Below are 25,035 nucleotides of genomic sequence, written 5' to 3' on the forward strand. Positions count from 1 at the left end.
AGCGCATGTATAGGCTGCGGGGCCTTCTGCCAATCCCGCCGCGCGCCGTGCGCGCCGAAGAATATGTCCCTCACGCCACCTTGCGGGGCCTCGCCGGCCGCGGCGCATTCCGCGGCACGTCCAGGCGCACGGGCTGCCGGGCGGCGGGCCGCGCCGAGCCCATGCCAAGATAGAACAGCCGCTTCTGCTCGGCGCGCCCGCGCGACACGGAGTCGAGGACCAGCCCCGCCACCGCCATCAGCAGCGATTGCAGCACCAGCGCCACCGAGAGCACCCAGGTGGGCAGTCGCGGCACCAGGCCGGTCTCGAAGAACTCGACCAGCACCGGTGCCATCATCACCAGGCCCGCAGCCATGAACAGCGCTGCAAATGCGCCGAAGAAGCGCAGAGGCTGCGTCTCCTTCATCAGCATGGCGAACATCCAGAGGATTTTCGCGCCGTCCCTGTAGGTCGAGAGCTTTGACGTCGAGCCTTCCGGCCGGCGGCCGTAGTCCAGCGCGATCTCGCTCACCGGCAGCTTCAGCTGCGAGGCATGCACCGACATTTCCGTCTCGATCTCAAAGCCGCCGGATACCGCCGGGAAGCTCTTCACGTAACGCCGCGTGAAGGCGCGGTAGCCGGAGAAGATGTCGGTGAAGTCCCGGCCGAACAGCCACTTGTAGAGGCTGTTGAAGATGCGGTTTCCGAAGGCATGGCCCGCGCGCCCGGCATCGTCGGTCACGCCGCGTCTGGTGCCGACCACCATGTCCGAGCCTTCGGTCAGCAGCGTGTTGATGAGCTGCGGCGCGTCTTCGGGCGCATAGGTGCCGTCCCCATCGGCCATCAGGTAGATGTCGGCATCGATGTCGGCGAACATGCGCCGCACCACATTGCCCTTGCCCTGCCGCGGCTCGCGCACCACGATCGCGCCGGCCGCGCGCGCCAGCAGGGCCGTCAGGTCGCGCGAATTGTTGTCGTAGACATAGATCGCAGCGGCCGGCAGCGTCTCGCGAAAGCGGGTCACCACGTCGCCGATCGTCTTTTCCTCGTTGTAGCAGGGCAGCAGCACTGCGATGGTCAGGTCATCCGGCAGGCTATTTGGCATCGCTGTCTCCGAAGTCCGGTACTCAGCACAGTGACCGATCTCCCTCGGTCTCGCTTTACTATTTATTGAAGCCGTTAAGGCTAGGTTTAAGCACCCGTTTCACTTGTGGGCGAAGCAATGGATGTTGAAAGGCGCTTGAGTATTTCGGGCCGCGCGCGCGACGTGCTGCTTGTCTTGGCGGCCACCTTCATCGTGCTTGCGGTCCATGCCGTCACCGGCTTCAAGACGCTGTCCGATCTGGGCGGCGACAATGACAGCCTGCTGCGCCTCGTCCAGATCCGCGACCTGCTCGCCGGGCAGGGCTGGTTCGACCCCTATCAGTACAGGATGGGGCCGGAGGGCGGCTTCGCCATGCACTGGTCGCGGCTCGTCGACGCCCCCGTCGCGGCAATCATGCTTGCCATGTCGGCGCCGGGCCTGGCGCCGGCCGGCGCCGAGACAGTGGCGCAGGTCGTCTGGCCGACCCTTCTCCTGGGGCTCACGCTGTTCCTCATCCTGCGCATGGCGCGGCTGTTCGGCGGCGAGAAGGCGGTGCTGCCCGCGGCAGTGCTGGGCGGCTCGGCGCTGTACTTCCTCGGTATTTTCGCGCCGGCAGCGCTCGACCATCACAATGTCCAGCTGCTGCTGGCCTGCGCCTGCCTGTATCTTCTCCTGCGGGCGAGACACGACCGCGCGGCCGCGCTGCCGGCGGGCGTTTGCGCGGCGCTCATGCTGGCGGTCGGCATGGAAACCGCACCTGTCGTCGCGGCCCTCGGCGCCTGCGTGGCGGCGCTGTTTCTTTTCGCCCCCGCGCACGAAAGGCTGGTTGCGAGGAATTTCGGCCTCGCCTTTGCGGCAGCCTCGACGGCGGTGTTCTTCGCCACCATCGCGCCCTCTGCCTGGGCGCAGGCGCAGTGCGATGCGTTCTCCGTGGTTCAGTTTGTGCTTGCAGCGCTCTCCGGCCTGGGGTTGGCGCTGGTGAGCATGATCCCCGCCGCGGGCGATACCTTCGGCCGCCGTTTGCTTGCATTCGGCCTGCTCGGGCTTTCTGTGGTGCTGGTGGCGGTTCTGGCCTTTCCGCAATGCCTGGCTTCGCCCTATGCCGGGCTCGACCCGCGGCTGACGAGCCTCTGGCTCGACCATGTCTCCGAGGCGCGGTCCCTGTTTGCGCTGGCTTCGGAAGACCCCGCCGTTCTGGCCGCGCGCTATGCCACGCCGCTCCTGGCGCTTGCGCTCATGGCGCTGCGCCTGCGGGCAGGGGGCTGGCGCCGGGAAGACAGCCTCGTCGGCGCGGTGCTGGCCGTCTCCTTCCTGGTCAGCATCTGGCAGGTGCGCGGCTCCACCTTTTCAATTTCCCTGGCCGTGGTTCCGCTGTCAGCGTGGATCGCGGGATGGCGCGCGCGCGCCGAGGCGAGTTCCTCGCCGGGCGTATCGCTGCGGATGGTTGCGGTGTGGCTTTTGTCGATCAATGCGAGCTGGACCGGCGCGGCCGCTGCCGCATCCGTGGCGGTGGAAGGCAACCGCACTGCAGACGCGGATGCCGCGTCGGCGTCCCGCTGCACGCGCGCCAGCGACTACGCCCTGCTGGCCACGCAGCCGGCCACGATGGTGCTCGCCATTTCCAACCTTGGCTCGCCGATCCTGGCCTATACCGGGCACCGCGTGTTCTCGGGGCCCTATCATCGCAACGTTGCCGGCAACCTGCTTGCGCTCGATGCGCTGATGGGAACGCCCGCCGAGGCCGAACGGATCGTCGAAAGCCGCCATGTCGGCCTTCTCGCCCTGTGCCGGGGCAATTCCGAAAGCCGGCTGCTTTCCGAACGCGCGCCCGCGGGCCTGCTGGCCGGCATGATGGAGGGCGCAGTGCCGGCCTGGCTCGAATTGCTGCCCGAAAGCGCCGGCCAGCCGCTTGAAATCTACCGGTTCCGGCCCGGTCATTGAGGGCCCCGAACCGTGCTCCCGTTCCGGCTGGCGCTCGGGGTTCTTTGCCGGCGAATGGAGATACCTTTCCTAAACGGTTTTCTGCAACTGTCGGCGCAATAGGCAGGGGACTCTGAAATAATAATGCAGCCGCCATTCAATATCAGCCGGTCTACCAGGGGAGGCAGCGAGCTTGCCTTCACCGATCCGCTCACCGGCCTGGGCAATCACAGGCGCTTCATCGACAAGGTCGATCGCCTGATCAGCGACCGCGCCGACGATCCGGCGCCGTTCGCGGTCGGCATTCTTGATCTCGACGGCTTCAAGCCGATCAACGACCTGTTCGGCCACAGCGCCGGCGACGACATTCTGGTCCAGGTGGGCATGCGGCTGCGCGCTGCCATGGAGGGGCAGGCCACCGTCGCCCGCATCGGCGCCGACGAATTCGCCTTCCTCTACCCGATGGTGTTTTCGGAAGAAGCGGCGACCGAAAAGGCCAAGATGCTGATCGAAATCCTGTCGGCGCCCTACGATGTCGGCGAAAGAACCGCCCGGCTTTCGGCCTCGGTCGGCTGCTCGCTGTTCTATTCCGGCGACGAGACCACAGAGATCCTGCTCAACAAGGCCGAAACCGCGCTCTACCAGGCCAAGCGGTCGGGCCGCGGCCGCGTCGTGGTCTACACGCGCGAGATGGAGGAAGCGGCCAAGCGCGTCACCCGCATCGAGCAGGCGCTGCGGCGCGCGGTTTCGGCCGGCGAGGTGGAGCCGCATTTCCAGCCCATCGTCGACCTGAAGACGCGGCGCACCGTCGGCTTCGAGACGCTGGCGCGCTGGACCGACCCCGACCTCGGCTTCGTGCCGCCGGCGGTCTTCATCCCTATTGCAGAGGAGCGCGGCATCATCGGGCCGCTGTCGCAGCTTCTGCTGCGCAAGGCCACCGAGGCCGCCCGCAGCTGGCCAAAGGACCTGTTCCTGTCCTTCAACCTGTCGCCATCGCAGCTCGTCGACCAGAACACCGGCCTGCACATACTGGCCATTCTCGAGCGCACCGGCTTCGACCCGCGTCGGCTGGAGATCGAGATCACCGAAACCGGTCTGATGACCGATCCGGTCTCGGCCGAAAAGATCGTCAGCGACCTGCGCCGCTGCGGCATCCGGGTGGCGCTCGACGATTTCGGCACCGGCCAGTCTTCGCTCGGGCGGCTGCGCGAATTCCAGTTCGACAAGCTCAAGATCGATCGCGCCTTCGTCTCGTCCATCCTGGAGGACCGGCCGTCGGAGCACATCATCCGGGCAATTCTCGCCATGTGCGAGGGGCTGGGCATGGATGTGGTTGCCGAAGGCATCGAGGAGGAAGCGCAGGCCGACCGCCTGGTCGAGTTCGGCTGCCTGGGCGGCCAGGGCTATCTGTTCGGCAAGCCGGCCGACGCCGATGCCACGCTCGGCTATCTGCGCGACGCGTTTCGCGGCGCAAGGCGGGTCGGCGCGGTCTAGGCCAAGGAGCCGTCGGCGGGCCTGCCGGCCCGCCCGCCGCGCTTTCCGTGCGCGGGAACATTGAGGGAAGGGAACGCATGATGCCGTCAGCCAGATTTCCTGACCTTGAGGGCGCGTCGGTGCTCATCACCGGGGGCGGCTCCGGCATCGGTGCCGCCCTGGTCGAAGGCTTTGCGCTGCAGGGCGCGAAGGTCGCCTTCATCGACATTGCCGAGGCGGCAAGCGCGGCTTTGTGCGACCGTGTCGAGGACAGCGCCGGGTCGCGGCCGCTTTTCCTGAAGACGGACCTGCGCGATGTCGAGGCGCTGCGCGGAGCCGTGCGGCATGCGGCAGCCGCGCATGGCCCGGTCACCGTGCTGGTCAATAACGCCGCGCTGGACGACCGCCACGCGCTGGAGGACGTCACGCCCGAATATTGGGACAAAAACCAGTCCATCAACCTGCGCCCGCACTTCTTCACCGCCCAGGCGGTTGCGGAGGGCATGAAGCAGGCAGGGCGCGGGTCGATCATCAATTTCACCTCCACCTCCTTCCTGATCAACCACCCGGACATGCCGTCCTACACCGCCGCCAAAGCCGGCATCATCGGGCTTACCAAGGGGCTCGCCGGCCATCTCGGCCCACACGGCATCCGCGTCAATGCAATCGCGCCGGGCTGGGTCATCACCGAGCGGCAGCGCGAGCTGTGGGTTTCCGAAACCGCGCTTGCCGCGCATGTCTCGCGCCAGTGCATCCGCGAAGTCATGCAGCCGCAGGACATGGTGGGCCCCTGCCTGTTCCTGGCGTCCGATGCCGCGCACATGCTGACGGCGCAGACGCTCATCGTCGATGGCGGCTTCCTGTGATGCCGCGCCGTCTCAAGCGCGCAGCGTGCGCAAGCAAGCATTCGCGCCTATGATGTGCCTTTAGGGGAGAAACCGATGATCGAAGAAAGCGGCGTCTCGGTCCTTTCGGATCACGTCTGCCACCTCGGCGAGGGGCCGACCTACGACCCCGCCACCGATACGCTGTTCTGGTTCGACATCCTCGGCCGCAAGCTGCTCGAAAAGCAACTCGGAGGCGGCGCCACCATCGTGCGCGAACTGCCCGAGATCATGAGCGCGCTGGCCGTGATCAACGAGGGGCATCAGCTGCTGGTCGGCGAAAGCGGCCTCAGCATCCGCGACGTGCGCACCGGCGCGATCACCTCCTATCTGCCCATCGAGGCCGACAATCCGGTGACGCGCTCCAACGACGCCCGCGTGCATCCCTGCGGCGCGTTCTGGATCGGCACCATGGGCAAGAAGGCCGAGCCCGGCGCCGGCGCGATCTACTGGTTCTTCAAGGGCGAAGTGCGCAGGCTGGTGGGGAACGTCTCCATCCCCAATTCGATCTGCTTTTCGCCGGACGGCACCGCCGCCTACTACACCGACACCAAGGAAAACGTGCTGTTCCGCATCGCCTGCGACCCGGAAACCGGCCTGCCGACGGGCGAAAAGCAGGTGTTCTTCGATCATCGCGGCGACACGGGCGGCCTCGACGGCTCGGTGGTCGATGCCGACGGCGTGCTGTGGAATGCCCGCTGGGGCGCGGGCTGCATCGACGCCTATTCGCCCGAGGGCCGCCGCATCCGCAGCGTTGCGGTGCCCGCGCGCCAGCCCTCATGCCCGGCATTCATCGGCGGGGGCGCCGGCCGCCTGGCCGTCACCAGCGCATGGGAAGGCATGGACGAGGCCGCCCGAAGCGCTGATCCGCTGGCCGGCCAGACTTTCCTGCTCGACCAGCAGGTCAAGGGCAGGTTCGAGCCGCGCGTGCTGATCTGATCGAGACGAGCCCAAATACGGACAGTCCGCAACGGCAGGGGTGTGCGCCATTCTGCATGGTGTCTGACCGGAGGGAGAGTAGCACCGTCAGCTTTCGCGGCTGAGGCAGATCGCGGTGTGGCCCGAGCCGACGAAGCCCAGGCTCTGGGCGGCCGCCTTGGACACGTCCAGCACGCGGCCGCGGATGAAGGGGCCGCGATCGTTGATGCGCACCACGACGCTGCGGCCGTTGTCCTTGTTGGTGACGCGCACCTTGGTGCCGAAGGGCAGGCTGCGGTGGGCGGCGGTCATCGCCGAAGGGTTCATCCGTTCGCCGGAAGCGGTCTTTGAGTTGAGAGCGTACCAGGAGGCGCGTCCGCACTGGGCAGAGGCGGTTGCGGTGGAGGCGGCCATAAAAAGGCCAGCCAGCAGCGTTACCGCGGGGATCGCGGTCTGGATCTTCTTCATCGTTTCGATAAGGCTCCGTTAATCGGTTGCCCATGCGGTTAAGAGCCAAATGGGGCGCCAATTGCGGCGAACAACTGGCGGTTCCGTGGCGAACGGACAACTTTGGAGTCTCTTGGAAACAGTTTGTCAGGCGCCTGCGCGGATTTGCGCCAAAGCGTAAGACTACCGGTTAACTTACGATTAACCTTTCGATTTATGCGGATATGCTTGGGAGGTAGCGGCCAGGCATTTGGCGGAGCCGAGCTGTCGCTGCGCAGTGATGTGCGGGAGAAAGACGGTTCCGGCCGCGCGGATTGTGGCGGACCGCTCAATTCCGGCCGCGCCCGAAGGCACGGCCGGAAAGGGAAGCTTTCTTATGAAAGCGCTTGTGCTTCCCGCCTCGTGGCCTGCCGTGCCACGGCCCAGCCGAGCAGCGCGGCGCACAGCAGCACGAAGGAGGCGATCAGGAACGCCGCACCCGGATAGGGCAGCCACGAACCCTCCTTCACCGTGAGGGCATAGACCGCGCCGAAGAACAGTGGCGAGACCACGCCGGCCACGCTCGCCACGCTCATATTGGCGCCCTGCAGCTGGCCCTGCTCGGATTCGGAGACCCGCTGCGTCATCAGCGATTGCAGCGTGGGCATGGCAAGCCCCCACAGCGCGTTGGGGAACATGGCGAGCGTGAACAGCAGGCTCGTCGGCGCCAGCCCCATCCAGGCGATGCCGACGGCGCCGCCGAACAGGCCGAACACCATGGTGGCGCGGTCGCCGAAGCGTTTTGCCAACGGCCCGACCAGCAGGCCCTGCACCAGCATGTCCAGCACGCCCACCATCGCCAGCAGCACGCCCACTTCCCAGGCATGCCAGTTGAAGCGATAGGCGGCATAGAGCACGAACACGGCCGAGAAGACGTGGTGTGCGAAGTGCAGCAGGAAGTTCACGACTGCCAGGCCCGCGAGTTCCGTATGCGAGCGCAGCAGCATCATTGCGCCGAACGGGTTGGCGCGCTTCCACGAGAACGTCATGCGCTTTTCCGGCGCCAGCGATTCCGGCAGGACAAACAGCCCGTAGAGGAAGGCCAGCCCGCTCATCGCCGCCGCCACCCAGAACGGCGCGCGCGGCGAGATCTCGCCCAGCACGCCGCCCAGCAGCGGCCCGGCCACGAAGCCGGCGCTGAAGGCAGCACCGATCAACCCGTAGCCGCGCGCGCGGTGCTCGGGCGCGGTGATGTCGGCCATATAGGCAAAGACGGTGGTGAAGCTCGAAGAGGTGATGCCGGCGACGATGCGGCCCAGCGCCAGCCACCACAGGTTCGGCGCCACGGCCATCAGCACATAGTCGGCCGCAAGCCCGGCGGTGGAAAGCAGGATCACCGGGCGGCGGCCATGCTGGTCGGAGAGCGAGCCGATCACCGGCGAGGCCACAAACTGCATGCCCGCCCACAGCGCCACGAACACACCGTTGATCCAGCCGGCCTCGGCATTCGAGCCGGTGAATTCCACGATCAGCGAAGGCAGCACCGGAATGATGATGCCCATCGCAACAATGTCGAGAACCGCGGTCACGAGAATGAAGGCGATGGCCGCCTTGCGGCGGGAGCCGGATATGATGGACATGGCGGTTGCTCTTTGCGAAGGGAGCGGACTTATACCGGCAGTTCTGCCCAACGCAATCCCAAGGTGAAAAGTATCCTGACAATCGCCCGGCAGGATTGCTTGCCTCTGGCCCAGTCATTTTCCGGCCGCGCCCGGTTTGAACGGCCATGGCTTCATTGCTAACTAGAGCCCAGGTCGCAATCATTGCGGAAAGACTGGCGGCAGGCCGCCGTCTTCACGAACGCCGTTGCAAAGGAGAGCTTCATGCTGCGCAAGACCGATTTCTTCATCGACGGACGCTGGACCGCGCCGGTCACGCCCAGGGAGCTCGAGGTCATCAACCCGGCCGACGAGCAGCCCTTCGCCGTCATCTCGCTGGGCTCGGCCGCCGATGTCGACAAGGCCGTTGCCGCAGCCCGCAAGGCTTTCGAAAGCTGGAGCCTTACCAGCCGCGAGGAGCGCCTCGAATATCTCGAAAAGCTGCTCGCCGCCTACAAGAAGCGCCTGCCTGACATGTCGAAGGCCATCTCCACCGAGATGGGCGCGCCGATCAAGCTCGCCACGGAATCGCAGGCTTCCGTGGGTGCCTATCACATCAAGAACTTCATCCGCGCGCTGAAGGAATTCGAATTCGAGCACCAGCTAAGCGAGATCGCGCCCAACGACCGCATCGTGCACGAGCCGATCGGCGTCTGCGGCCTGATCACGCCGTGGAACTGGCCGATGAACCAGGTGACGCTGAAGGTCGTGCCGGCGCTCGCGGCCGGCTGCACCGTGGTGCTGAAGCCGTCGGAAATCGCGCCGATGTCGTCCATCGTCTTCGCCGAGATCATGGAGGAGGCGGGCTTCCCGGCCGGCGTGTTCAACATGGTCAATGGCGACGGCCCCACCGTCGGCGAGGCGATGTCGCGCCACCCCGGCATCGACATGATGTCGTTCACCGGCTCGACCCGCGCCGGCATCGCCGTCACCAGGGCCGCGGCCGAGACGGTCAAGCGCGTGACGCTGGAGCTGGGCGGCAAGTCGCCCAACATCGTCTTTGCCGACACCGACGTGGCGGCTGCGGTCAAGCGCGGCGTGGCGCATTGCTTCGAAAACACCGGCCAGTCCTGCAATGCGCCCACCCGCATGCTGGTCGAACGTTCGATCTACGACCAGGCCGTCGAGGTGGCCCGCGAGGCTGCCGAGCAGACCACTGTCGGCAACCCCTCCGAGGATGGCGACCATATTGGCCCGGTGATCTCCGCCCTCCAGTTCGACAAGATCCAGGGCCTGATCGAGGCCGGCATCAAGGAAGGCGCCCGCCTCGTCGCCGGCGGCACCGGCCGTCCCGAGGGCTTCAACCGCGGCTATTTCGTGCGCCCGACTGTGTTCGCCGACGTCTCCAACGACATGCGCATCGCGCAGGAGGAAGTGTTCGGCCCCGTTCTGGCGATGATCCCCTTCGACACCGAGGAAGAGGCGATCGCGATTGCCAACGACACGCCCTACGGCCTGTCGGGCTACATCCAGACCGGCAGCCAGGAGCGCGCCCACCGCGTGGCGCGCCGCCTGCGGTCGGGCATGGTGCAGCTCAACGGCTCGTCGCGCGGCCCGGGAAGCCCGTTCGGCGGCTACAAGCAGTCGGGCCTTGGCCGCGAGGGCGGCAAATGGGGCCTGGAAGACTTCTTGGAGGTCAAGGCGATCTCGGGGTGGAATACCGGCGCCTGAGCTAGATCGTCGGGACGAGCCAAATCCTGCAGATTTGCGGGCCAAACCCTGCAGATTATCGGGGACGATACCCAACCACCGTCGTCCTCGGGCCGTAGCACGAGCGCAGCGGAGTGCGGAGGTTCCGGGGACCCATGCCTCGGACTCTCACCCGGCAGTCCGGTGCAGGGTGAAGCCCTGAACCCACGCATGGGAGATTCGCGGGGGCGACACCGAACTTCCGTCGCCCTCGGGTCGAATCCCGTCGACGGCTCTGGTTGCTCGACCGTCGAGGCCTGGATCCCCGCAACCCCTCGCCGCTCGCTTCGCTCACGCTCGGGGCGTGAGGATGACGGGAAGGGTGGCGCCGGCGGCGCAAATCTTTGACGCCGCGTGCAACCCCCGTAGATTGGCGGGACGGCGCTCAACCCCGCAGATTGGCGGGCGCCAAACCCTGCAGATTATCTGGGGCGCCCCCAAATTCCGTCGTCCTCGGGCCGGAGCACGAGCGCAGCGAAGTGCGGAGGTTCCGGGGACCAATGCCTCGGATTCTCAACCGGCAGGCCAGTGCAGGGGACAGGCCAAGCTGGATGCAAGCATCAGCGCTTTGCCTGTCCTTGCCAACGCCGCCCAGCTCACGCCCCCGCGCCGGCCAGATAGTCATCGATGATCTCGCGCATGCGCCGCGCATCAAAACTCGGCCCATGTCCGCCATGGCCGATGCGGATCGGCAGCGTCTTCAGCCGCTCCATCGTCTGCCGGTAGACGGCCTTGTCCGACCCTGGAATGTCGTCCAGCAGCCTGTCGTCATAGATCGCGTCGCCGCCGAAGAAGACGCCGTTCTTCTCATCGAACAGGCCGATGCCGTCGGGCGAATGGCCGGGCAGTTCCAGCACGACGAATTTGCGGTCGCCGAGATCGATCACGTCGCCCTCGTCCAGAATGCGCGTCAACGGCGCGGGCGTCAGCCGGTAGTCGGCGGCCGTCCAGCCGGGTGAGGGCAGCTTGCTCACCGGGTGCTCGATCTCGCGATATTCGTGCGCGAAGGTCAGTGCGTCGGGCATGGTGGCGAAGGCTTCGGCCGACTGGCGCGGCCCCAGCCGGTGCTCGAACTCATGGAGCCCGCCGACATGGTCGAGATGAATATGGGTGGCCAGCGCCAGCACCGGCTTGCCCGGCGTTAGGTCGAGCACGGGCCGCAGCGGCCTCAGCCCCATGCCGGTGTCGACCACGAGATCCGCATCCGCCCCGCGCACCAGCCAGATATTGGCGCTGAAGAAGGGATCGACATAGGGCTCGGTCACCAGCGTGATCTGCCGGTCGATGGGTGTCTTCACGAACCAGTCGTCTATCATCGGCTGTCCTTCCAGCCGCGTTGCTTTTTGGAGCATGATCTTGTCCGAAAAGTCTGCAACTTTTCGGGATCATGCTCTAAGCGGCAGCTTCCTTCTGCGCTTCGGCAAACGCCGCCTTCAGCGCGTCGGCGCCAGCCGCCACCGTCTCGGCCCGCGGCGAGAAGCCGGCACCCAGCATCTTGCGGCCGAGCATGTGATCGGCCGGGCGGTTGACGGATTCGATCGCGATCAGCCGGGTGCCGAAATAGTGGTAGACGGAGAACTTGTTGTCGGCCACGTCGCCCACCACCACGGTGCTGTCGCTTGCGGCGGCCAGGCCGACCATCTGGAGCTTCATGTCGCCGATGTCGGACCAGAACCACGGCACGCTGTCATAGTGGCCGTCATGGCCCATGATGGTGCGCGCGGCGAGCCTCGCCTGGTCGGTGGCGTTCTGCACCGATTCCAGCCGAACGTCGGTGCCAGAAAACAGGTGGCGGTAGTTGGCGACGTCGCCGATGGCGAGGATCTCGGGCTGCGAGCTGCGCAGCTGCCCGTCCACCCGTACGCCGTTCGCGAGCGTCAGGCCGGCGGCCTCAGCCAGCTCGACATTCGGCACCACGCCGATGCCGACGATGACCATCTGCGCCGGCAGCCGCTCGCCGTGGGAATTGAGCGCGGCCGAGACATGGCCTTTGTCGCCTTCCAGCCGCTCGATCGTGGTCTGGGTCAGGATCCGGATGCCCATCGCATCGAGCCGCTGACGCACATGCGCGGAGATGGCGGGCGCCACCGCGCGGCCGAGCAGCCGCTCCTGCGCTTCCACCACGGTCACGTTGCGGCCGCCGAGCCGCAGCGTGGCGGCGATTTCCAGCCCGATGAAGCCGCCGCCGAGGATCACGACGTCCTCGATCGCCGCGCTGAGTTCGCGGATGGCGCGCGCATCGGCCACCGAGCGCAGCGACAGCACGCCGGCCAGTTCCGCGCCTGCCAGCTTCAGTCCGCGCGGGCGCGAGCCGGTGGCCAGGATCGCGGCGTCGAAGGGCAGCGTTGCCCCGCCGGCCAGCTCCAGCCGCCGCGCCGAAAGGTCGATGCGCTCCACCGAGGCGCCGAGCCGCAAGTCTATGTGGTTGTTGGTATAGAAGATTTCGGCGCGCAGCATCTGCGGCTGCGCGGCCGAATCCTTGATGAAGGTCTTCGACAGCGGCGGCTTGTGATAGGGCAGCTCGTTCTCGTCGCCGACCAGCGTCACCGGCCCGTCATAGCCTTCTTCACGCAGGCTGGCCGCAGCCTGCACCCCGGCATGACCCGCACCGATAATGACAACGCCGTTCTTCATCAAATTTGGCCTTGGTTCTTCGAAGCCACAATAGGTTTCCGCGCGGCGGGCAAGTCGTCTCGTTCCGACAGCGCTTGTCCCATTTGGGTCGCACCTGGAGCGGCCCGGTGTCAAGCGGGCGCGCGCGGGTTCGCGCCTTGCGCTCGATGCGTCCCGCCGCCGCCGGCAAAAAGCCATTAACTTGACATCTTTAGTTTAGAATAATTCTAAACTATTGATTTATATGGCTTTTAATGGGAAATATTGTTGACTCCACGAGCCAGCGTGCGTTTTATGACAGCGCGCCTGAAGGGCGCACACCTTTGATGTCTGGGCCTTGAACCCGTTCGATTGGAGGAATTTGGTGTCTGGTTTTTTCGAGCCGCGCTCGCGTGCGGCCCATGTGCAGCAGACTGAAGGCCGTGCGGAGCGCCCGCCTGTTTCGCTGCGAATTCAAGATTTTAACGGTCGGGTTTGCCGCGGTTTCGGCGCTGCTCCCGCGGCCCGCGTGGCGCGTGGCAGCGTTCATTGAGGAGAGGGCGGATGAAGGTTTCAAGGATGGCCGCGCGCGGCAGGCGCCTGGCAGAAATCACGGCAACCGCCGCGCTGACGGCGGCGATTTTCGTGCTGCCGGCGCGGGCCGAAACCGACGCCAAGGCGGTGATCGCCACCTATTCCGACATCGCGCTGGCCAAATACGAGGATTCGCTGGTCACGGCGAAGAAGCTTGACGAGGCCGTTTCGGCGCTGATCGCCAGGCCCTCGGCCGAGACGCTGGAAGCCGCCCGCGCCGCTTGGAAGGCCGCGCGCATCCCCTACCAGCAGACCGAGGTCTACCGCTTCGGCAACCCGATCGTCGACGACTGGGAAGGCCGCGTGAACGCCTGGCCGCTGGACGAGGGGCTGATCGATTATGTCGATGCCGGCTACGGCACCGAGTCCGACGAGAACACGCTCTATACGGCCAATGTGATCGCCAACAAGACCATCGAGATCAACGGCCAGAAGGTCGACGCCTCCGAACTGACGCCGGAGTTTCTGGCGGGCACGCTGCAGGAGGCCGGTGGCATCGAGGCCAATGTCGCGACCGGCTACCACGCCATCGAGTTCCTGCTCTGGGGCCAGGACCTGAACGGCACCGGCCCCGGCGCCGGCAACCGGCCCCATACCGACTACGACCTCGCCAACTGCACCGGCGGCAATTGCGACCGCCGCGCGCAGTATCTGTCCTCGGCCTCGAAGCTGCTGGTCAGCGACCTGGAAGAGATGGTGAGCGACTGGGGGCCTGAGGGCGCGGCCCGCAAGGCACTGGCCGATGGCGACGAGAAGGCGGGTCTGTCGGCGATCCTCACCGGCATGGGCTCGCTATCCTATGGCGAGATGGCCGGCCAGCGCATGAAGCTGGGCCTGCTGCTGCACGATCCGGAAGAGGAGCATGACTGCTTCTCCGACAATACCCATATCTCGCATCTCCATGATGCGATCGGCATCCGCAACGCCTATCTCGGCAGCTACACCCGCATCGACGGCTCGGTCGTCGCCGGCGCGGCGCTGTCGGAGCTGGTCAAGGCGGCCGACCCGGCCGTCGACGCGGAACTGAAGGGCAAGCTCGACGCCACCGTCGCCGCCATGGAGGCTATCGCCCAGCGTGCCGAGAACGGCGAGGCCTACGACCAGCAGATCGGCGAGGGCAATGTCGAGGGCAACGCCGCAGTGCAGGCCGGCATCGACGCCCTGGTCGACCAGACCAAGTCCATCGAGCGCGCGGTCGCGGCGCTCAAGCTCGACAACATCGCCTTCGAGGGCTCCGACAGCCTCGATGCGCCGGACACGGTGTTCAAATAGGCCGGCGTCGGCCGGACAGTTACCAGCCAAACGGCGCTTCCGGGCGCCGCCAGTCACCAAGGCAAGACATGCTTGTATGCCACTGTAACCTGATATCGGAGAAGGAGATCGAGGAGGCGATCATCGACCTCCTCGAGGCCGACCCCTGGCAGCTCATCGTGCCGGCGAAGGTCTATCACTCGCTGCAGAAGCGTGGACGTTGTTGCGGCTGCTTTCCAAATGTGGTGGAAACGATCATCCGGGTCACCGAGCACTATCACCTGCGCTCGGACGCGAGCGAGGTGGACATCGTTTCACACATGGATCGCGTAAGGGAACTGCGCGTCCAGTATGGGAGCAGAAACCATGAAAGGCGAAACGCAGGTCATCGAGCGGCTTAACGAAGCACTGTTTCTGGAACTCGGCGCGGTCAACCAATATTGGCTCCATTACCGGCTGCTGGAAGACTGGGGCTACGACAAGCTGGCCAAGAGGGAGCGTGAGGAATCCATCGACGAGATGAACCACGCCGACAAGATCATCCAGCGCATCATCTTTCTCGAAGGGCACCCCAACCTGCAGACGGTGGCGCCGCTGCGCATCGGAGAGAACGTCAAGGAAGTGCTTGAGGCCGACCTCGCCGGTGAATATGACGCGAGGACATCCTACAAGAAGTCGCGCGAGATCTGCCAGCAGCTTGGCGACTACGTGACCATGGAACTGTTCGAAGAGCTGCTGAAGGACGAGGAGGAGCATATCGACTTCCTCGAAACCCAGATCGATCTGTTCGCGCAGATCGGCAAGGAAAAATATGGATTGCTCAACGCCGCCTCGGGAGACGAAGCGAACTAGCCATTCCAACAGGCGGCGCGCCGACACCCAGGCGCGCCGCGTCCTCTCCCTCCGCGTCCTCTCCCTCAAGCATATCAGGGGCGGCCTAGTTGCGGGCCTGGTCGCCTCGCTCGTCGCGGCAACGGCCAGCGCCGGCGAGGGCGAGCCGGCAGGCCTTGCCACCTCGCGCAGCGATCTCAGCCAAAAGGACCTCGCCCGGGTCACCGCCATCACCAGGCCGACCAGCGATTTTTCCAGGCCGGAGCAATTCGAGCTGATGCAGGGCGGGGCGGGCACCTCGCGCAAGCAGGTCAACCGCGATTCCTTCTCGCAGTCCTCGGCCAACATCACCTTCGAGGAAGAAGGCACCTTCAAGGTGGGCAACGGCTTCTTCACCAAGCTGTGGGTCTCGGCGCCGTCCTCCACGCAGGCTTCCGACGGGCTCGGGCCGCTGTTCAACGCGCGCGCCTGCCAGAGCTGCCACCTCAAGGACGGCCGCGGCCACCCGCCGGAAGGCAATCCCGACGCCACCTCCATGTTCCTGCGCCTTGCCCGCCAGGCGGAGACGGCGGAAGAAAAGGCGGCGCTTGCCGACCGGCAGGTGCTGAACTTCCCCGATCCGGTCTATGGCGGCCAGCTTCAGGACCTTGCGGTTCCCGGCCTGCGCGCCGAAGGCAAGATGGTCATCTCCTACCAGCAGGTCCCGGTTCAGCTGGCCGACGGCACCAGCATGGTGTTGCGCTGGCCGAGCTATTCGGTGTCCGACCTTGGCTATGGCCCGCTGCATCCCTCGACCACGCTGTCACCGCGGGTCACGCCGCCGATGATCGGCCTCGGCCTGATCGAGCAGATCCACCCCGCCGACATCTTGACCCACGCCGATCCCGATGACGCCGATGGCGACGACATCTCGGGCAAGGCCTCCATCGTCCGCGATCCGAAGACGGGCGAGCTGACGCTTGGCCGCTTCGGCTGGAAGGCATCGGTGCCGACCATTCGCCAGCAGTCGGCCGACGCCTTCGTGGGCGATCTCGGCATCTCCACGCCGGACAATCCAAAACATTGGGGCGATTGTACCGAGGCGCAGAAGGAGTGCCTTGCCATGCCCACCGGCGTCCAGCCCAAGCTCGGCGACACCGAGGCTCCGGACCCGATCCTCGACCTCGTCACCTTCTATTCCCAAAACCTCGCCGTGCCGGCGCGCCGCGACATCGACAAGCCGGAAGTGCTCGCCGGCAAGAAGGTGTTTTACGAGATCGGATGCGCCTCCTGCCACACGCCGAAATTCGTCACCCGGCGCGACACGCCCAACAAGGCGCAGTCCTTCCAGCTCATCTGGCCCTATTCCGACTTCCTGCTGCACGACATGGGTGAGGAACTGGCCGACGGGCAGCAGGTGGGCGACGCCACCGGCCGCGAATGGCGCACGCCGCCGCTGTGGGGCATCGGCCTGACACAGGTGGTCAACGGCCACACCTTCTTCCTGCACGACGGCCGCGCCCGCAATCTCACCGAGGCGATCCTGTGGCATGGCGGCGAGGGCCAGGCCGCGCGCGACCGCTTCGCCGGGTTGGCCAAACCCGAACGTGACGCGCTGGTGAAATTCCTGGAGTCGCTGTGATGCTTGGTTCGCTTCTTGCCGCCGCCGCGCTGGTACTCGCCCCGCCCGCCGCCCACGCCGCCGAGCTCGACGCGCCGGCCATCATCGGCAAGGCAATCGACGGTTTCGTGCGGCCCGCCTATCGCGATTTCCACGTCGCCACGACGCAAATGGCGTCCGACGCCAGGGCGCTGTGCGCTTCGCCGTCCGAAGCCAGTCTTGAGGCTGCGCGAAACGCCTTCGGCGCCACGGTGGATGCCTGGTCACGGGCAGAAATCATCCGCGTCGGCCCAGTCACCGAGCAGAGCCGGCTGGAGCGCATCCTGTTCTGGCCCGACCGCAAGAGCACCGGCCTGAAACAGGTGCAAGCGGCAATCGAAGCGGGCGATGAAAGCGCGTCGGACCCGGCCCAGCTCGCCAGCAAGAGTGTCGCCATGCAGGGGCTCGGCGCACTCGAATATTTGCTGTTCGGCACCGGTGCCGAGACGCTTGCCGGGCCTGAAGGCGTGCATCGCTGCGGTTTCGGCGCGGCCGTTGCGGCCAATCTCGACACGATGGCCGGTGAGGTCGAGGCCGCCTGGAACGCCCCGGGCGGCTTTGCCAAGACCTGGGCGACGCCGGGCGAGGGCAACGCCCTCTATCGCAACGGCAACGAGGCGCTGAGCGCGCTGTTCAAGGTCTTCGTCAACGGGCTGGAGCTCGACCGCGACGTGCGGCTGGGCGGCTTCCTCGGCAAGACGCAAGCCCAGGACAAGCCGAAACAGGCGCTGTTCTGGCGCTCGGGCAAGACCGCCGACACGCTCGCCGGCAACATGGCCGGCATGAAGGCGCTGTTCGAAGCCTCCGGCCTTGGCGAACGGCTGGGCCCTGACGAGCGCTGGATCGCCAGCTCCATCGGCTTCGAGTTCGGCAATGCCATCGGTGCCGCGGAAGCGGCGAGGGGGCCGCTGGCCGAAGTGCTGGCCGACCCGGCGCGGCGCGGCAAGCTTGCCTATTTCGGCATCGTCAGCTCCAGCCTCGGCGAACTCTTCGGCATCCGCCTTGCCGACGCGCTCGGCCTCAGCGCCGGCTTCTCCTCGCTCGACGGGGATTGACCGTGGGCGCGCTGGTCGACCGCCGCGATTTCCTCAAGGCCGCAGGTGCTGTCTTCTTTGCCGCGCTGACGCCGCAGGCGCGGGCGGCGACACTCGCCACGGATGCCGTCTTCGCCACCGCCTATCAGAAGCGCGACGGCACCTTCGGCGCGGCCGTGCTGTCGGAAGCCGGCAAGGTACTGCATCTGGTCTCGCTGCCCGATCGCGGCCACGATGTGACCTTCGATCCGGTCTCGGGCCAGTCGGTGGTCTTTGCCCGCCAGCCCGGCACCTTCTTCGTGGTCTTCGACCACACCGCCCGCCGCGAGCCGCAGACGGTGAACAGCATCGCCGGCCGCCATTTCTTCGGCCATGGCGTGTTCTCGCAGGACGGCGCGCTGCTCTATGTCACCGAGAACGACTATGACAACGCCGCCGGCGTGGTCGGCATCTACGACGCGCGCGACGGCTTCCGCCGGCTGGGCGAGTTCCCCACCTATGGCGTCGGCCCGCACGAGCTCCTGCTGCTTGCCGACGGCCGCACCCTGGCGATCGCCAATGGCGGCATCGAGACCCACCCCGATTTCGGCCGCACCGAACTCAATCTGCCGACCATGAAGCCGTCGCTGGTCTTCGTCGACCGCGTCTCGGGCGACCTGCTGGAAAGCCATGAGCTGCCGCCGGCGCTGCACCAGCTCTCCATCCGCCACATGGACGCCGACGCTTCCGGCACGGTCTGGTTCGGCTGCCAGCACAGGGGCCCGGCCACGGAAAAGCCGCTGCTGGTCGGCAGCGCCCGGCGTGGCAAGGAGTTGCAACTGCTCGACATGCCGGAAGACGTGCTCTCCGGTTTCCGCAACTATATCGGCTCGGTCGCGGCCAACCGCGACGCCGGCGCGGTCGCGGTGTCGTCCCCGGAGGGCAATGTCTTCGCCGTCATCGAGGCGGCCAGCGGCAAGGTCGTCGCCAGGCGTGACGTGCAGGAAGTCTGTGGCCTTGCGCCCGACCATGCCGGCTTCCGCGCCACCACCGGCACCGGCGAGATTCTCGGCCCCGACGGCGGCGACGTGCGTGAGCCCGACTATGTCTGGGACAACCACATGCTCAGGATAGGCTGAAAGCCGCTTAGCGGCTAGAACCGCCCCACATCGGCAAAAGCTATCGCCTTGCGGATGATCGCCACAAACCGCTCGCCGGCGATTTCCTTCTCGCCGCTGTTGTCGATGGTCGACACGCCGGGACCAGACAGCTCCACCGCGCTGGCGCGCGCCAGCCGGGCCAGCACCTCCTCGCGCGTTTCGCGCCCGCGCGCCGAAAGCCGCTCGGCGAGGATTTCCCGCCGCGCGGTGATCTCCACCACGGCGACATTCTCGTAACGCGCCCGCAGCGCGGGGATCGCGCCGCGCGAGGCGTTGGCGATCGCCACGCGGCCGTCCGCGATGCTTTCATCCACGCTAGCGGGGATGCCATATCGCAGCCCATGCGCTTCCCAGGACAGCGCGAAGGCACCTTCCGCCTCGGCCTCGATGAAGGCCGCCTCGGTCAGCGTGTCATGGTCTTCGGTCGCGCCGTCGGACGGACGGGTGATCACACGGCGCACGAACTCGACGCTGTCCTCGCCCGCGAAGCGCTCGCGCGCATAGGCCATGATCGTGTCCTTGCCGGCGCCGCTCGGGCCGACAACGGCGATGAACACGCCGCTGCGGACGGGAAAGGCCGAACTTGCCTGCTCGCGTTCGATGAGGCCCGAGACCGTCATGCCACGCGGCGCCCCTCGCGCCACACGGCGCGCACCACCGGCACATGCTCGTCCACCCGCACCCGCACCATGTCGGCGCGGCGGCCGGCCTCGATCGCGCCGCGGTCGGTCAGGCCAACGGCCTCGGCCGGGGTCTTCGACACCATGGCCACGGCCTGCGGCAGCGAGATGGCGTCCACCGCTTCGCCGAGGAAGAAGGCCGACTGGATCAGGCTGAACGGGATGTAGTCGGACGACAGGATGTCGAGCAGGCCGTTCTCGGCCAGTTCGCGCGCCGAGATATTGCCCGAATGCGAGCCGCCGCGCACCACGTTGGGCGCGCCCATCAGCACGCCCAAGCCCGCCTGCTTGGAAGCGCGCGCTGCCTCCATCGTGGTCGGGAACTCGGCCACGCGGATGCCCTGGGCAATGGCCTCTTCGACATGCGCAGAGGTGGCGTCGTCGTGGCTGGCCAGAACGATGCCGCGCTCGTGGCAGGCGGCGGCGATCGCGGCGCGGTTGGGCGCGGCGTTCTCGGCCGACTGCGCCATGCGCTTTTCGCAATAGGCCTGGAACTGCTCTTGCGACATCTTCATCTTGCCCATGTAGTAGACGGCATAGGCTTCGAGGCTGGCGAACTGGCGCTGGCCCGGCGCATGGTCCATCAGCGAGGCGAGCTTCACCCGCTCATCGCCCGCGAGAAGCTCGAAGCTCTCGCGGCAGTCTGGCGCCGAAACCTCGCAGCGCAGGTGGATGAAGTGGTCGGCGCGCAGGCGGTCGTTGCGCAAGCTGTCCTCGATGGCGTCGGCCAGCTTTCGCATGTCGGCGACGGTCATTCCCGCGTCGATGTCCCCGACCCGCAGCGCGTCGAACACGGTGGTGATGCCGGAGGTGGCCACCTGCGCGTCATGCGCCAGCACCGCGGCGATCGGGTTCCAGCGCACCTTGGGCCGCGGCGAATAGTGCCCTTCGAGGTGGTCGGTGTGCAGTTCCACCAGGCCGGGGATCAGGAAGTCGCCCTCCAGGTCCTCGCCCGCGCGGGTCGCGCCGCTGGAAACATCGGCAATCTTGCCATCGCGGATCAGCACCGAGCCGTCGACGATCTCGTCGGCAAGCACGATGCGGGCATTGGTGAGTGTCGTTTCGGTCGTCATGTCAGGCGGTCTTTCTTTTGGTGTGGCGGCCGAGCGCGTAGTGGGAATGCACGATGAAGGGGGCGCCGGGCTCGCGCTCCACGAACAGGGCCAGCCTGTCCACGGCGAAGGGGCGCTCGAGCTCCGCGGCGAACATCTCGTCGATGGTGGCGCGCAGTCGGGGGGCTTCATCGGCGCCGACGCGGCCGGTCAGCGTCATGTGGAAGCGGAAGCTGTCGAAGACGTAGGGGTAGCCCCACTGGCACAGGTTGCGGAATTCCGCCTGGCTCAGGGCGTCCGGGTTGCGGCGCTCGATTTCAGCGTCGGTCAGCGGCGCACGGAACGGCTCGAAGGCCGAGACGATGTCGCCGGCGAATCGGTTGAGCGCGGGCGAAGCCTCGCCCGGCACCAGCGCGAAGAAGCCGTCCAGCTGCCCCACCACCAGGCGCGGCAGCACCACCGGCTCCAGCGTGGCGGCATAGTCGGCCAGCGCCTCGTCCAGCGTGGCTTCGCTCTCGCCGTCGGCCAGCCGAAACGGCGCCTTCAGCGTGGCATGGAAGCCGTAGCGGCGCGGCGCCGCGGTGTGAAACGCCACCTCCGTCGCCGACAGACGGCCGTTGGCCGGGGCCTCATGGGCGGCGCCGGTAAAGGGGTCGCGGCCAAGCCAGTTCGCTGCGATGCGGGTCAGCGCATCGTCGGGGCCCGGTGTGAAATAGATTGCATAACGCATCGGTGTTATCCTCGCCTGCGGCGATGCCTTAGGCGATTTGCATGACGGATTGACGAAAGCACGGTTGATATTTGTCGGAGATACCAGACAACTCGCCGCAAGTCATCCGCCGGACAGCCCGGCCGCATTGACCGCTATTTGGTCAGGATGCTCAATCGCCTGCGGAAATGCCGCGTGGACAGGGGAATCTCGATGAAACGACTGCTTGCCGCTGCCGCAGCGCTTTTCGCACTGACGCTTCAGGCATTGGCCGGCAATCCCGATCCGGCGAAGTGGGACGAGGTTTTGGCGCAGGCCAAGGGCGAGACGGTCTATTTCAACGCCTGGGGCGGCGCCGAAAACATCAACGCCTATCTCGAATGGGCGGGCGCCGAGCTGCAGAAGCGCTATGGCGTCAAGTTCGTCCAGGTGAAGCTCGACGACACCGCCAATGCGGTTGCCAAGGTGGTGGCCGAGAAGGCGGCCGGCCGCAACGAGAGCGGCACCGTCGACCTCATCTGGATCAACGGCGAGAATTTTGCCTCGATGAAGCGGCAGGGCCTTTTGATGTCGCCCGGCTGGGCAGAAAAGCTGCCCAACTGGAACTATGTCGACGTCGAGAACAAGCCCACCATCCGCACCGACTTCACGGTCCCCGTGGAGGGGCTGGAAAGCCCGTGGGGCATGGCCAAGCTGGTGTTCTTCTACGACACCGCGCGCACCGACCCCGCCCGCCTGCCGAAATCGGCCAAGGAACTGCTCGCCTGGGCGAAGGCGCATCCCGGCCGCTTCTCCTATCCGCAGCCGCCGGATTTCATGGGCCTGAGCTTCCTCAAGCAGGTGTTGTCCGAGCTGGTGGCCGATCGCTCGGTGCTGCAGAAGCCGGTCGACGAGGCCTCGTTCGCTGAGGTCACGGCGCCGCTGTTCGCCTATCTCGACGAGCTCAAGCCGGTTCTGTGGCGCTCTGGGCGCGCCTATCCGCAAAACTATCCGGCGATGAAGCAGCTTCTGGCCGATGGCGAGCTCGACATCATCTTCGCCTTCAACCCGTCGGAAGCTTCGAGCGCCATCGCCAATGGCGAACTGCCCGACACGGTGCGCTCCTTCACCTTCCCGGCCGGCACGCTGGCCAATACCCATTTCGTCGCCATTCCCTACAATGCCTCTGCCAAGGCCGGCGCGCTGGTGGTGGCCGACTTTTTGCTCTCGCCCGAAGCGCAGGCGCGCAAGCAGGACCCGACAGTGTGGGGCGACCCGACGGTGCTTTCGATGGCCAAGCTCGACGCCGCCGACCGCGCCCGCTTCGAAGCGCTCGATCTCGGCATTGCCACGTTGAAGCCGGACCAGCTCGGCCCTGCCATCGACGAGCCGCACCCGAGCTGGATGGTAAGGCTGGAGGCGGAATGGAAACGGCGATACGGGGCGGGGGATTAGAGGGGGCGGCGAGGTGGTTTCTTCATCGTCACAGCGCTTGCTGGAGGGACGGCGTCCCATGGCTGCCGATCTTCTCCTTTGTGGCGAGGCAAGCGCATTGGAATTGACCCCCACCCCTAACCCCTCCCCACAAGGGGGAGGGGGATCTTGGCTGCTCCGTCGACTCACATCAACCGTCCCGGTCTTAGCGCCAATGGCGACGAAATCGTCCCCCTTCCCCTTGTGGGGAGGGGTTAGGGGTGGGGGTAAAGCACCGGCCAGGTGCATATTTGCATCCATATTCGACGGCCCTAACCGGCAGCCCAAAGGGGGGCAACGTAGAGCGCTTGCGCTTCTCCGTCCCGGCACATCATGCTAGCCCGGCTCGGCCCGCCGCTGGCGATCCTGCTCCTGGCCGGCCCGATCCTTGCCGGGCTTGCCGGCACGCTGCTGCCGGCTTTCGGCTACCTGCCCGCATTGGGCGGCGAGGCCTTCACGCTGGCGCATGTGACACAACTCCTCTCGCAGCCCGGCCTTGCCACCTCGGTGCTGCTCAGCCTCGCGGCGGGGCTGGCCACCGCCACGATATCTCTCATCACGGTCGCGTTGTTCATCGCAGCTTTCGCGGGCACAAGAATCTTTTCGCGCATCCAGCATCTCGTCTCGCCGCTGCTGTCCGTACCCCACGCAGCGGCAGCCTTCGGGCTGGCCTTCCTCATCGCGCCGTCGGGCATGATTGCGCGGCTGGTCTCGCCTGGCCTCACCGGCTGGCAACAGCCGCCCGACCTGCTGATCGTCAACGATCCGTTCGGCCTGTCGATGATGGCGGGGCTGGTGGTGAAGGAAATCCCCTTCCTGCTGCTGATCGCGCTGGCCGCGCTGCCGCAGGTCGATCTTTTGCGCACACGCCGGCTTTCGGCATCGCTTGGCTATGGCCGCATCGCCGGCTTCGTCTATGGCGTCTGGCCGCAGCTTTATCGTCAGATCAGACTGGCGGTCTTTGCTGTCATTGCCTTCTCCAGCTCCGTGGTCGACGTCGCCATCATCCTCGGCCCCAACACGCCCGCGCCGCTCGCCGTGCGGCTGCTCCGCTGGATGAACGATCCCGAACTGTCGATGCGCTTTTTTGCCTCCGCCGGCGCGCTGCTGCAGCTTGTCGTGACGGCCGTCGCCATTCTCACCTGGATCGGGCTGGAGCGGCTGGGCGCCTGGCTGCGCGACCACGCCTGCGCGCGTGGTCTGCGCTTTCGCCATGATGTCGGGCTGGGCCGCGCCGCCCTTGCCGGCATGTTCCTTCCCGCACTCGCCGTTTTCGCCGGCCTGGCCACGCTGGCGCTCTGGTCCGTCGCCGGGCTGTGGCAGTTCCCCAATGCGCTGCCCGACAGTTTCACGCTGAAAAGCTGGCTCGCCGCCGCGCCGAGCATTGCCGGTCCGCTTGGCGTCACCCTTCTGGTGGCCACGCTGTCGACGCTGATTGCCGTGGCGCTCACCCTGCTTTGCCTCGTCAACGAGAACCGCACCGGCCGCATCGCCGGCCGCCGCGCCATGTGGCTCATCTACCTGCCACTCATCGTCCCGCAGGTCGCGTTCCTGTTCGGCCTGCAGTTCTTGTTCGTCGTCACCGGCACGGTCGCCAGCCTGCCGGCGCTGGTGCTGGTGCATCTCGTCTTCGTCATGCCCTATGTGTTCCTGTCGCTGGCCGACCCGTGGCGCGCCTTCGATCCGCGCTATGAGGCGGTCGCCGCCGGGCTCGGCAAATCGCGCCTCAGCACGCTCCTCGCAATCCGCCTGCCGATGCTGTTGCGCGCCATTCTGGTCGCGGCGGCTGTCGGCTTCGCCGTCTCCATCGGCCTCTACTTGCCCACGGTTCTGATCGGCGCCGGCCGGCTTGAAACCATCACCACCGAGGCGGTGGCGCTGGCCTCGGGCGGCAACCGGCGCATCATCGGCGTCTATGCCTTCGTGCAGATGATCCTGCCGGCGATCGGCTTTGCGGTTGCCACGATCGTGCCGCCGCTGATATTCCGGCACCGTCGCGCCATGCGGGTGTGACACCCTCCGCCATGCGGC

At 66.5% G+C, this 25,035-nt stretch carries 21 protein-coding genes; 13 read left to right on the forward strand and 8 right to left on the reverse strand.

The window, feature by feature from the left end; genetic code table 11:
- Positions 1-70: 70 nt before the first annotated feature.
- Positions 71-1,084, reverse strand: coding sequence for a glycosyltransferase (locus AC3A4H_RS15750; protein WP_487767519.1), 1,014 nt, complete (start codon positions 1,082-1,084; stop codon positions 71-73).
- Between the two features lie 135 nt (positions 1,085-1,219).
- Here AC3A4H_RS15750 and AC3A4H_RS15755 point away from each other — a divergent pair, with 135 nt between their 5' ends.
- From AC3A4H_RS15755 to AC3A4H_RS15770, 4 genes are all read left to right on the forward strand, one after another.
- A complete protein-coding gene (locus AC3A4H_RS15755) occupies positions 1,220-3,004 on the forward strand; it encodes a GtrA family protein (protein ID WP_487767520.1) in 1,785 nt (594 codons plus the stop codon).
- Positions 3,005-3,127: 123 nt separating this feature from the next.
- Positions 3,128-4,477: a putative bifunctional diguanylate cyclase/phosphodiesterase gene (locus AC3A4H_RS15760; protein ID WP_487767521.1), complete on the forward strand. Its 1,350-nt coding sequence runs from the start codon at positions 3,128-3,130 to the stop codon at positions 4,475-4,477.
- A 77-nt stretch (positions 4,478-4,554) separates the two neighbouring features.
- Entirely contained in the window at positions 4,555-5,322 is a 768-nt protein-coding gene (locus AC3A4H_RS15765) for an SDR family NAD(P)-dependent oxidoreductase (protein WP_487767522.1), read from the forward strand.
- Positions 5,323-5,400: 78 nt separating this feature from the next.
- Positions 5,401-6,279, forward strand: a complete 879-nt coding sequence (locus AC3A4H_RS15770; protein WP_487767608.1) for an SMP-30/gluconolactonase/LRE family protein — start codon at positions 5,401-5,403, stop codon at positions 6,277-6,279.
- Between the two features lie 87 nt (positions 6,280-6,366).
- On the opposite strand, the gene AC3A4H_RS15775 is transcribed toward AC3A4H_RS15770, so the two are convergent.
- Positions 6,367-6,726, reverse strand: a complete 360-nt coding sequence (locus AC3A4H_RS15775) for a septal ring lytic transglycosylase RlpA family protein (protein ID WP_487767523.1) — start codon at positions 6,724-6,726, stop codon at positions 6,367-6,369.
- 353 nt (positions 6,727-7,079) lie between these two features.
- A complete protein-coding gene (locus AC3A4H_RS15780) occupies positions 7,080-8,324 on the reverse strand; it encodes a TCR/Tet family MFS transporter (protein WP_487767524.1) in 1,245 nt (414 codons plus the stop codon).
- A gap of 243 nt (positions 8,325-8,567) precedes the next feature.
- On the opposite strand from AC3A4H_RS15780, the gene AC3A4H_RS15785 reads away from it, so the two are divergent.
- Entirely contained in the window at positions 8,568-10,013 is a 1,446-nt protein-coding gene (locus tag AC3A4H_RS15785; protein ID WP_487767525.1) for an aldehyde dehydrogenase family protein, read from the forward strand.
- 614 nt (positions 10,014-10,627) lie between these two features.
- Here AC3A4H_RS15785 and AC3A4H_RS15790 read toward each other — a convergent pair.
- Positions 10,628-11,383 carry an MBL fold metallo-hydrolase gene (locus tag AC3A4H_RS15790; RefSeq protein ID WP_487767526.1) on the reverse strand — a complete coding sequence of 252 codons (756 nt, stop codon included), beginning with the start codon at positions 11,381-11,383 and terminating at the stop codon, positions 10,628-10,630.
- Positions 11,384-11,423: 40 nt separating this feature from the next.
- Entirely contained in the window at positions 11,424-12,665 is a 1,242-nt protein-coding gene (locus AC3A4H_RS15795) for an NAD(P)/FAD-dependent oxidoreductase (protein ID WP_487767527.1), read from the reverse strand.
- Positions 12,666-13,202: 537 nt separating this feature from the next.
- On the opposite strand from AC3A4H_RS15795, the gene AC3A4H_RS15800 reads away from it, so the two are divergent.
- From AC3A4H_RS15800 to AC3A4H_RS15825, 6 genes are all read left to right on the forward strand, one after another.
- On the forward strand, positions 13,203-14,489 hold the full coding sequence (locus tag AC3A4H_RS15800) for an imelysin family protein (RefSeq protein WP_487767609.1): 1,287 nt from the start codon (positions 13,203-13,205) through the stop codon (positions 14,487-14,489).
- A 68-nt stretch (positions 14,490-14,557) separates the two neighbouring features.
- Complete coding sequence (locus AC3A4H_RS15805) at positions 14,558-14,869, forward strand: bacterioferritin-associated ferredoxin (RefSeq protein WP_487767528.1); 312 nt, start codon at positions 14,558-14,560, stop codon at positions 14,867-14,869.
- Positions 14,835-15,320, forward strand: coding sequence for a bacterioferritin (gene bfr, locus AC3A4H_RS15810; RefSeq protein WP_487767529.1), 486 nt, complete (start codon positions 14,835-14,837; stop codon positions 15,318-15,320). The genes AC3A4H_RS15805 and bfr overlap by 35 nt, the downstream gene beginning before the upstream one ends.
- Positions 15,280-16,920 carry a di-heme oxidoreductase family protein gene (locus AC3A4H_RS15815; RefSeq protein WP_487767530.1) on the forward strand — a complete coding sequence of 547 codons (1,641 nt, stop codon included), beginning with the start codon at positions 15,280-15,282 and terminating at the stop codon, positions 16,918-16,920. Before bfr ends, AC3A4H_RS15815 begins: the two co-directional genes overlap by 41 nt.
- Positions 16,920-17,993, forward strand: coding sequence for an imelysin family protein (locus AC3A4H_RS15820; RefSeq protein ID WP_487767531.1), 1,074 nt, complete (start codon positions 16,920-16,922; stop codon positions 17,991-17,993). The genes AC3A4H_RS15815 and AC3A4H_RS15820 overlap by 1 nt, the downstream gene beginning before the upstream one ends.
- Before the next feature lie 2 nt (positions 17,994-17,995).
- Entirely contained in the window at positions 17,996-19,090 is a 1,095-nt protein-coding gene (locus AC3A4H_RS15825) for a DUF1513 domain-containing protein (protein ID WP_487767532.1), read from the forward strand.
- Between the two features lie 14 nt (positions 19,091-19,104).
- Here the strand turns inward: AC3A4H_RS15825 and phnN are convergent, their stop codons facing one another.
- From phnN to AC3A4H_RS15840, 3 genes are read right to left on the reverse strand one after another with little or no spacing between them, the layout of a single operon-like run.
- Entirely contained in the window at positions 19,105-19,731 is a 627-nt protein-coding gene (phnN, locus tag AC3A4H_RS15830) for a phosphonate metabolism protein/1,5-bisphosphokinase (PRPP-forming) PhnN (RefSeq protein ID WP_487767533.1), read from the reverse strand.
- The gene (locus AC3A4H_RS15835) at positions 19,728-20,864 is read right to left on the reverse strand and encodes an alpha-D-ribose 1-methylphosphonate 5-triphosphate diphosphatase (protein ID WP_348778837.1); all 1,137 of its coding nucleotides are present in this window, start codon (positions 20,862-20,864) and stop codon (positions 19,728-19,730) included. The genes phnN and AC3A4H_RS15835 overlap by 4 nt, the downstream gene beginning before the upstream one ends.
- 1 nt (position 20,865) lies before the next feature.
- The gene (locus tag AC3A4H_RS15840; protein WP_487767534.1) at positions 20,866-21,573 is read right to left on the reverse strand and encodes a DUF1045 domain-containing protein; all 708 of its coding nucleotides are present in this window, start codon (positions 21,571-21,573) and stop codon (positions 20,866-20,868) included.
- 192 nt (positions 21,574-21,765) lie between these two features.
- On the opposite strand from AC3A4H_RS15840, the gene AC3A4H_RS15845 reads away from it, so the two are divergent.
- Both AC3A4H_RS15845 and AC3A4H_RS15850 read left to right on the forward strand, forming a co-directional pair.
- Entirely contained in the window at positions 21,766-22,986 is a 1,221-nt protein-coding gene (locus AC3A4H_RS15845) for an ABC transporter substrate-binding protein (protein WP_487767535.1), read from the forward strand.
- A gap of 351 nt (positions 22,987-23,337) precedes the next feature.
- Entirely contained in the window at positions 23,338-25,017 is a 1,680-nt protein-coding gene (locus tag AC3A4H_RS15850; RefSeq protein WP_487767536.1) for an ABC transporter permease, read from the forward strand.
- The last annotated feature ends 18 nt before the right edge of the window (positions 25,018-25,035 follow it).

Source organism: Pseudaminobacter sp. Soil_N_29, from assembly GCF_057656055.1.

Coding starts and splice junctions, on each gene's coding strand:
- AC3A4H_RS15750 (WP_487767519.1), bottom strand. CDS start 1,084: ATGCCAAATAGCCTGCCGGATGACCTGACCATCGCAGTGCTGCTGCCC.
- AC3A4H_RS15760 (WP_487767521.1), top strand. CDS start 3,128: ATGCAGCCGCCATTCAATATCAGCCGGTCTACCAGGGGAGGCAGCGAG.
- AC3A4H_RS15765 (WP_487767522.1), top strand. CDS start 4,555: ATGATGCCGTCAGCCAGATTTCCTGACCTTGAGGGCGCGTCGGTGCTC.
- AC3A4H_RS15775 (WP_487767523.1), bottom strand. CDS start 6,726: ATGAAGAAGATCCAGACCGCGATCCCCGCGGTAACGCTGCTGGCTGGC.
- AC3A4H_RS15780 (WP_487767524.1), bottom strand. CDS start 8,324: ATGTCCATCATATCCGGCTCCCGCCGCAAGGCGGCCATCGCCTTCATT.
- AC3A4H_RS15785 (WP_487767525.1), top strand. CDS start 8,568: ATGCTGCGCAAGACCGATTTCTTCATCGACGGACGCTGGACCGCGCCG.
- AC3A4H_RS15790 (WP_487767526.1), bottom strand. CDS start 11,383: ATGCTCCAAAAAGCAACGCGGCTGGAAGGACAGCCGATGATAGACGAC.
- AC3A4H_RS15795 (WP_487767527.1), bottom strand. CDS start 12,665: ATGAAGAACGGCGTTGTCATTATCGGTGCGGGTCATGCCGGGGTGCAG.
- AC3A4H_RS15800 (WP_487767609.1), top strand. CDS start 13,203: ATGGCCGCGCGCGGCAGGCGCCTGGCAGAAATCACGGCAACCGCCGCG.
- AC3A4H_RS15805 (WP_487767528.1), top strand. CDS start 14,558: ATGCTTGTATGCCACTGTAACCTGATATCGGAGAAGGAGATCGAGGAG.
- bfr (WP_487767529.1), top strand. CDS start 14,835: ATGAAAGGCGAAACGCAGGTCATCGAGCGGCTTAACGAAGCACTGTTT.
- AC3A4H_RS15815 (WP_487767530.1), top strand. CDS start 15,280: ATGGATTGCTCAACGCCGCCTCGGGAGACGAAGCGAACTAGCCATTCC.
- AC3A4H_RS15820 (WP_487767531.1), top strand. CDS start 16,920: ATGCTTGGTTCGCTTCTTGCCGCCGCCGCGCTGGTACTCGCCCCGCCC.
- phnN (WP_487767533.1), bottom strand. CDS start 19,731: ATGACGGTCTCGGGCCTCATCGAACGCGAGCAGGCAAGTTCGGCCTTT.
- AC3A4H_RS15835 (WP_348778837.1), bottom strand. CDS start 20,864: ATGACGACCGAAACGACACTCACCAATGCCCGCATCGTGCTTGCCGAC.
- AC3A4H_RS15840 (WP_487767534.1), bottom strand. CDS start 21,573: ATGCGTTATGCAATCTATTTCACACCGGGCCCCGACGATGCGCTGACC.
- AC3A4H_RS15845 (WP_487767535.1), top strand. CDS start 21,766: ATGAAACGACTGCTTGCCGCTGCCGCAGCGCTTTTCGCACTGACGCTT.
- AC3A4H_RS15850 (WP_487767536.1), top strand. CDS start 23,338: ATGCTAGCCCGGCTCGGCCCGCCGCTGGCGATCCTGCTCCTGGCCGGC.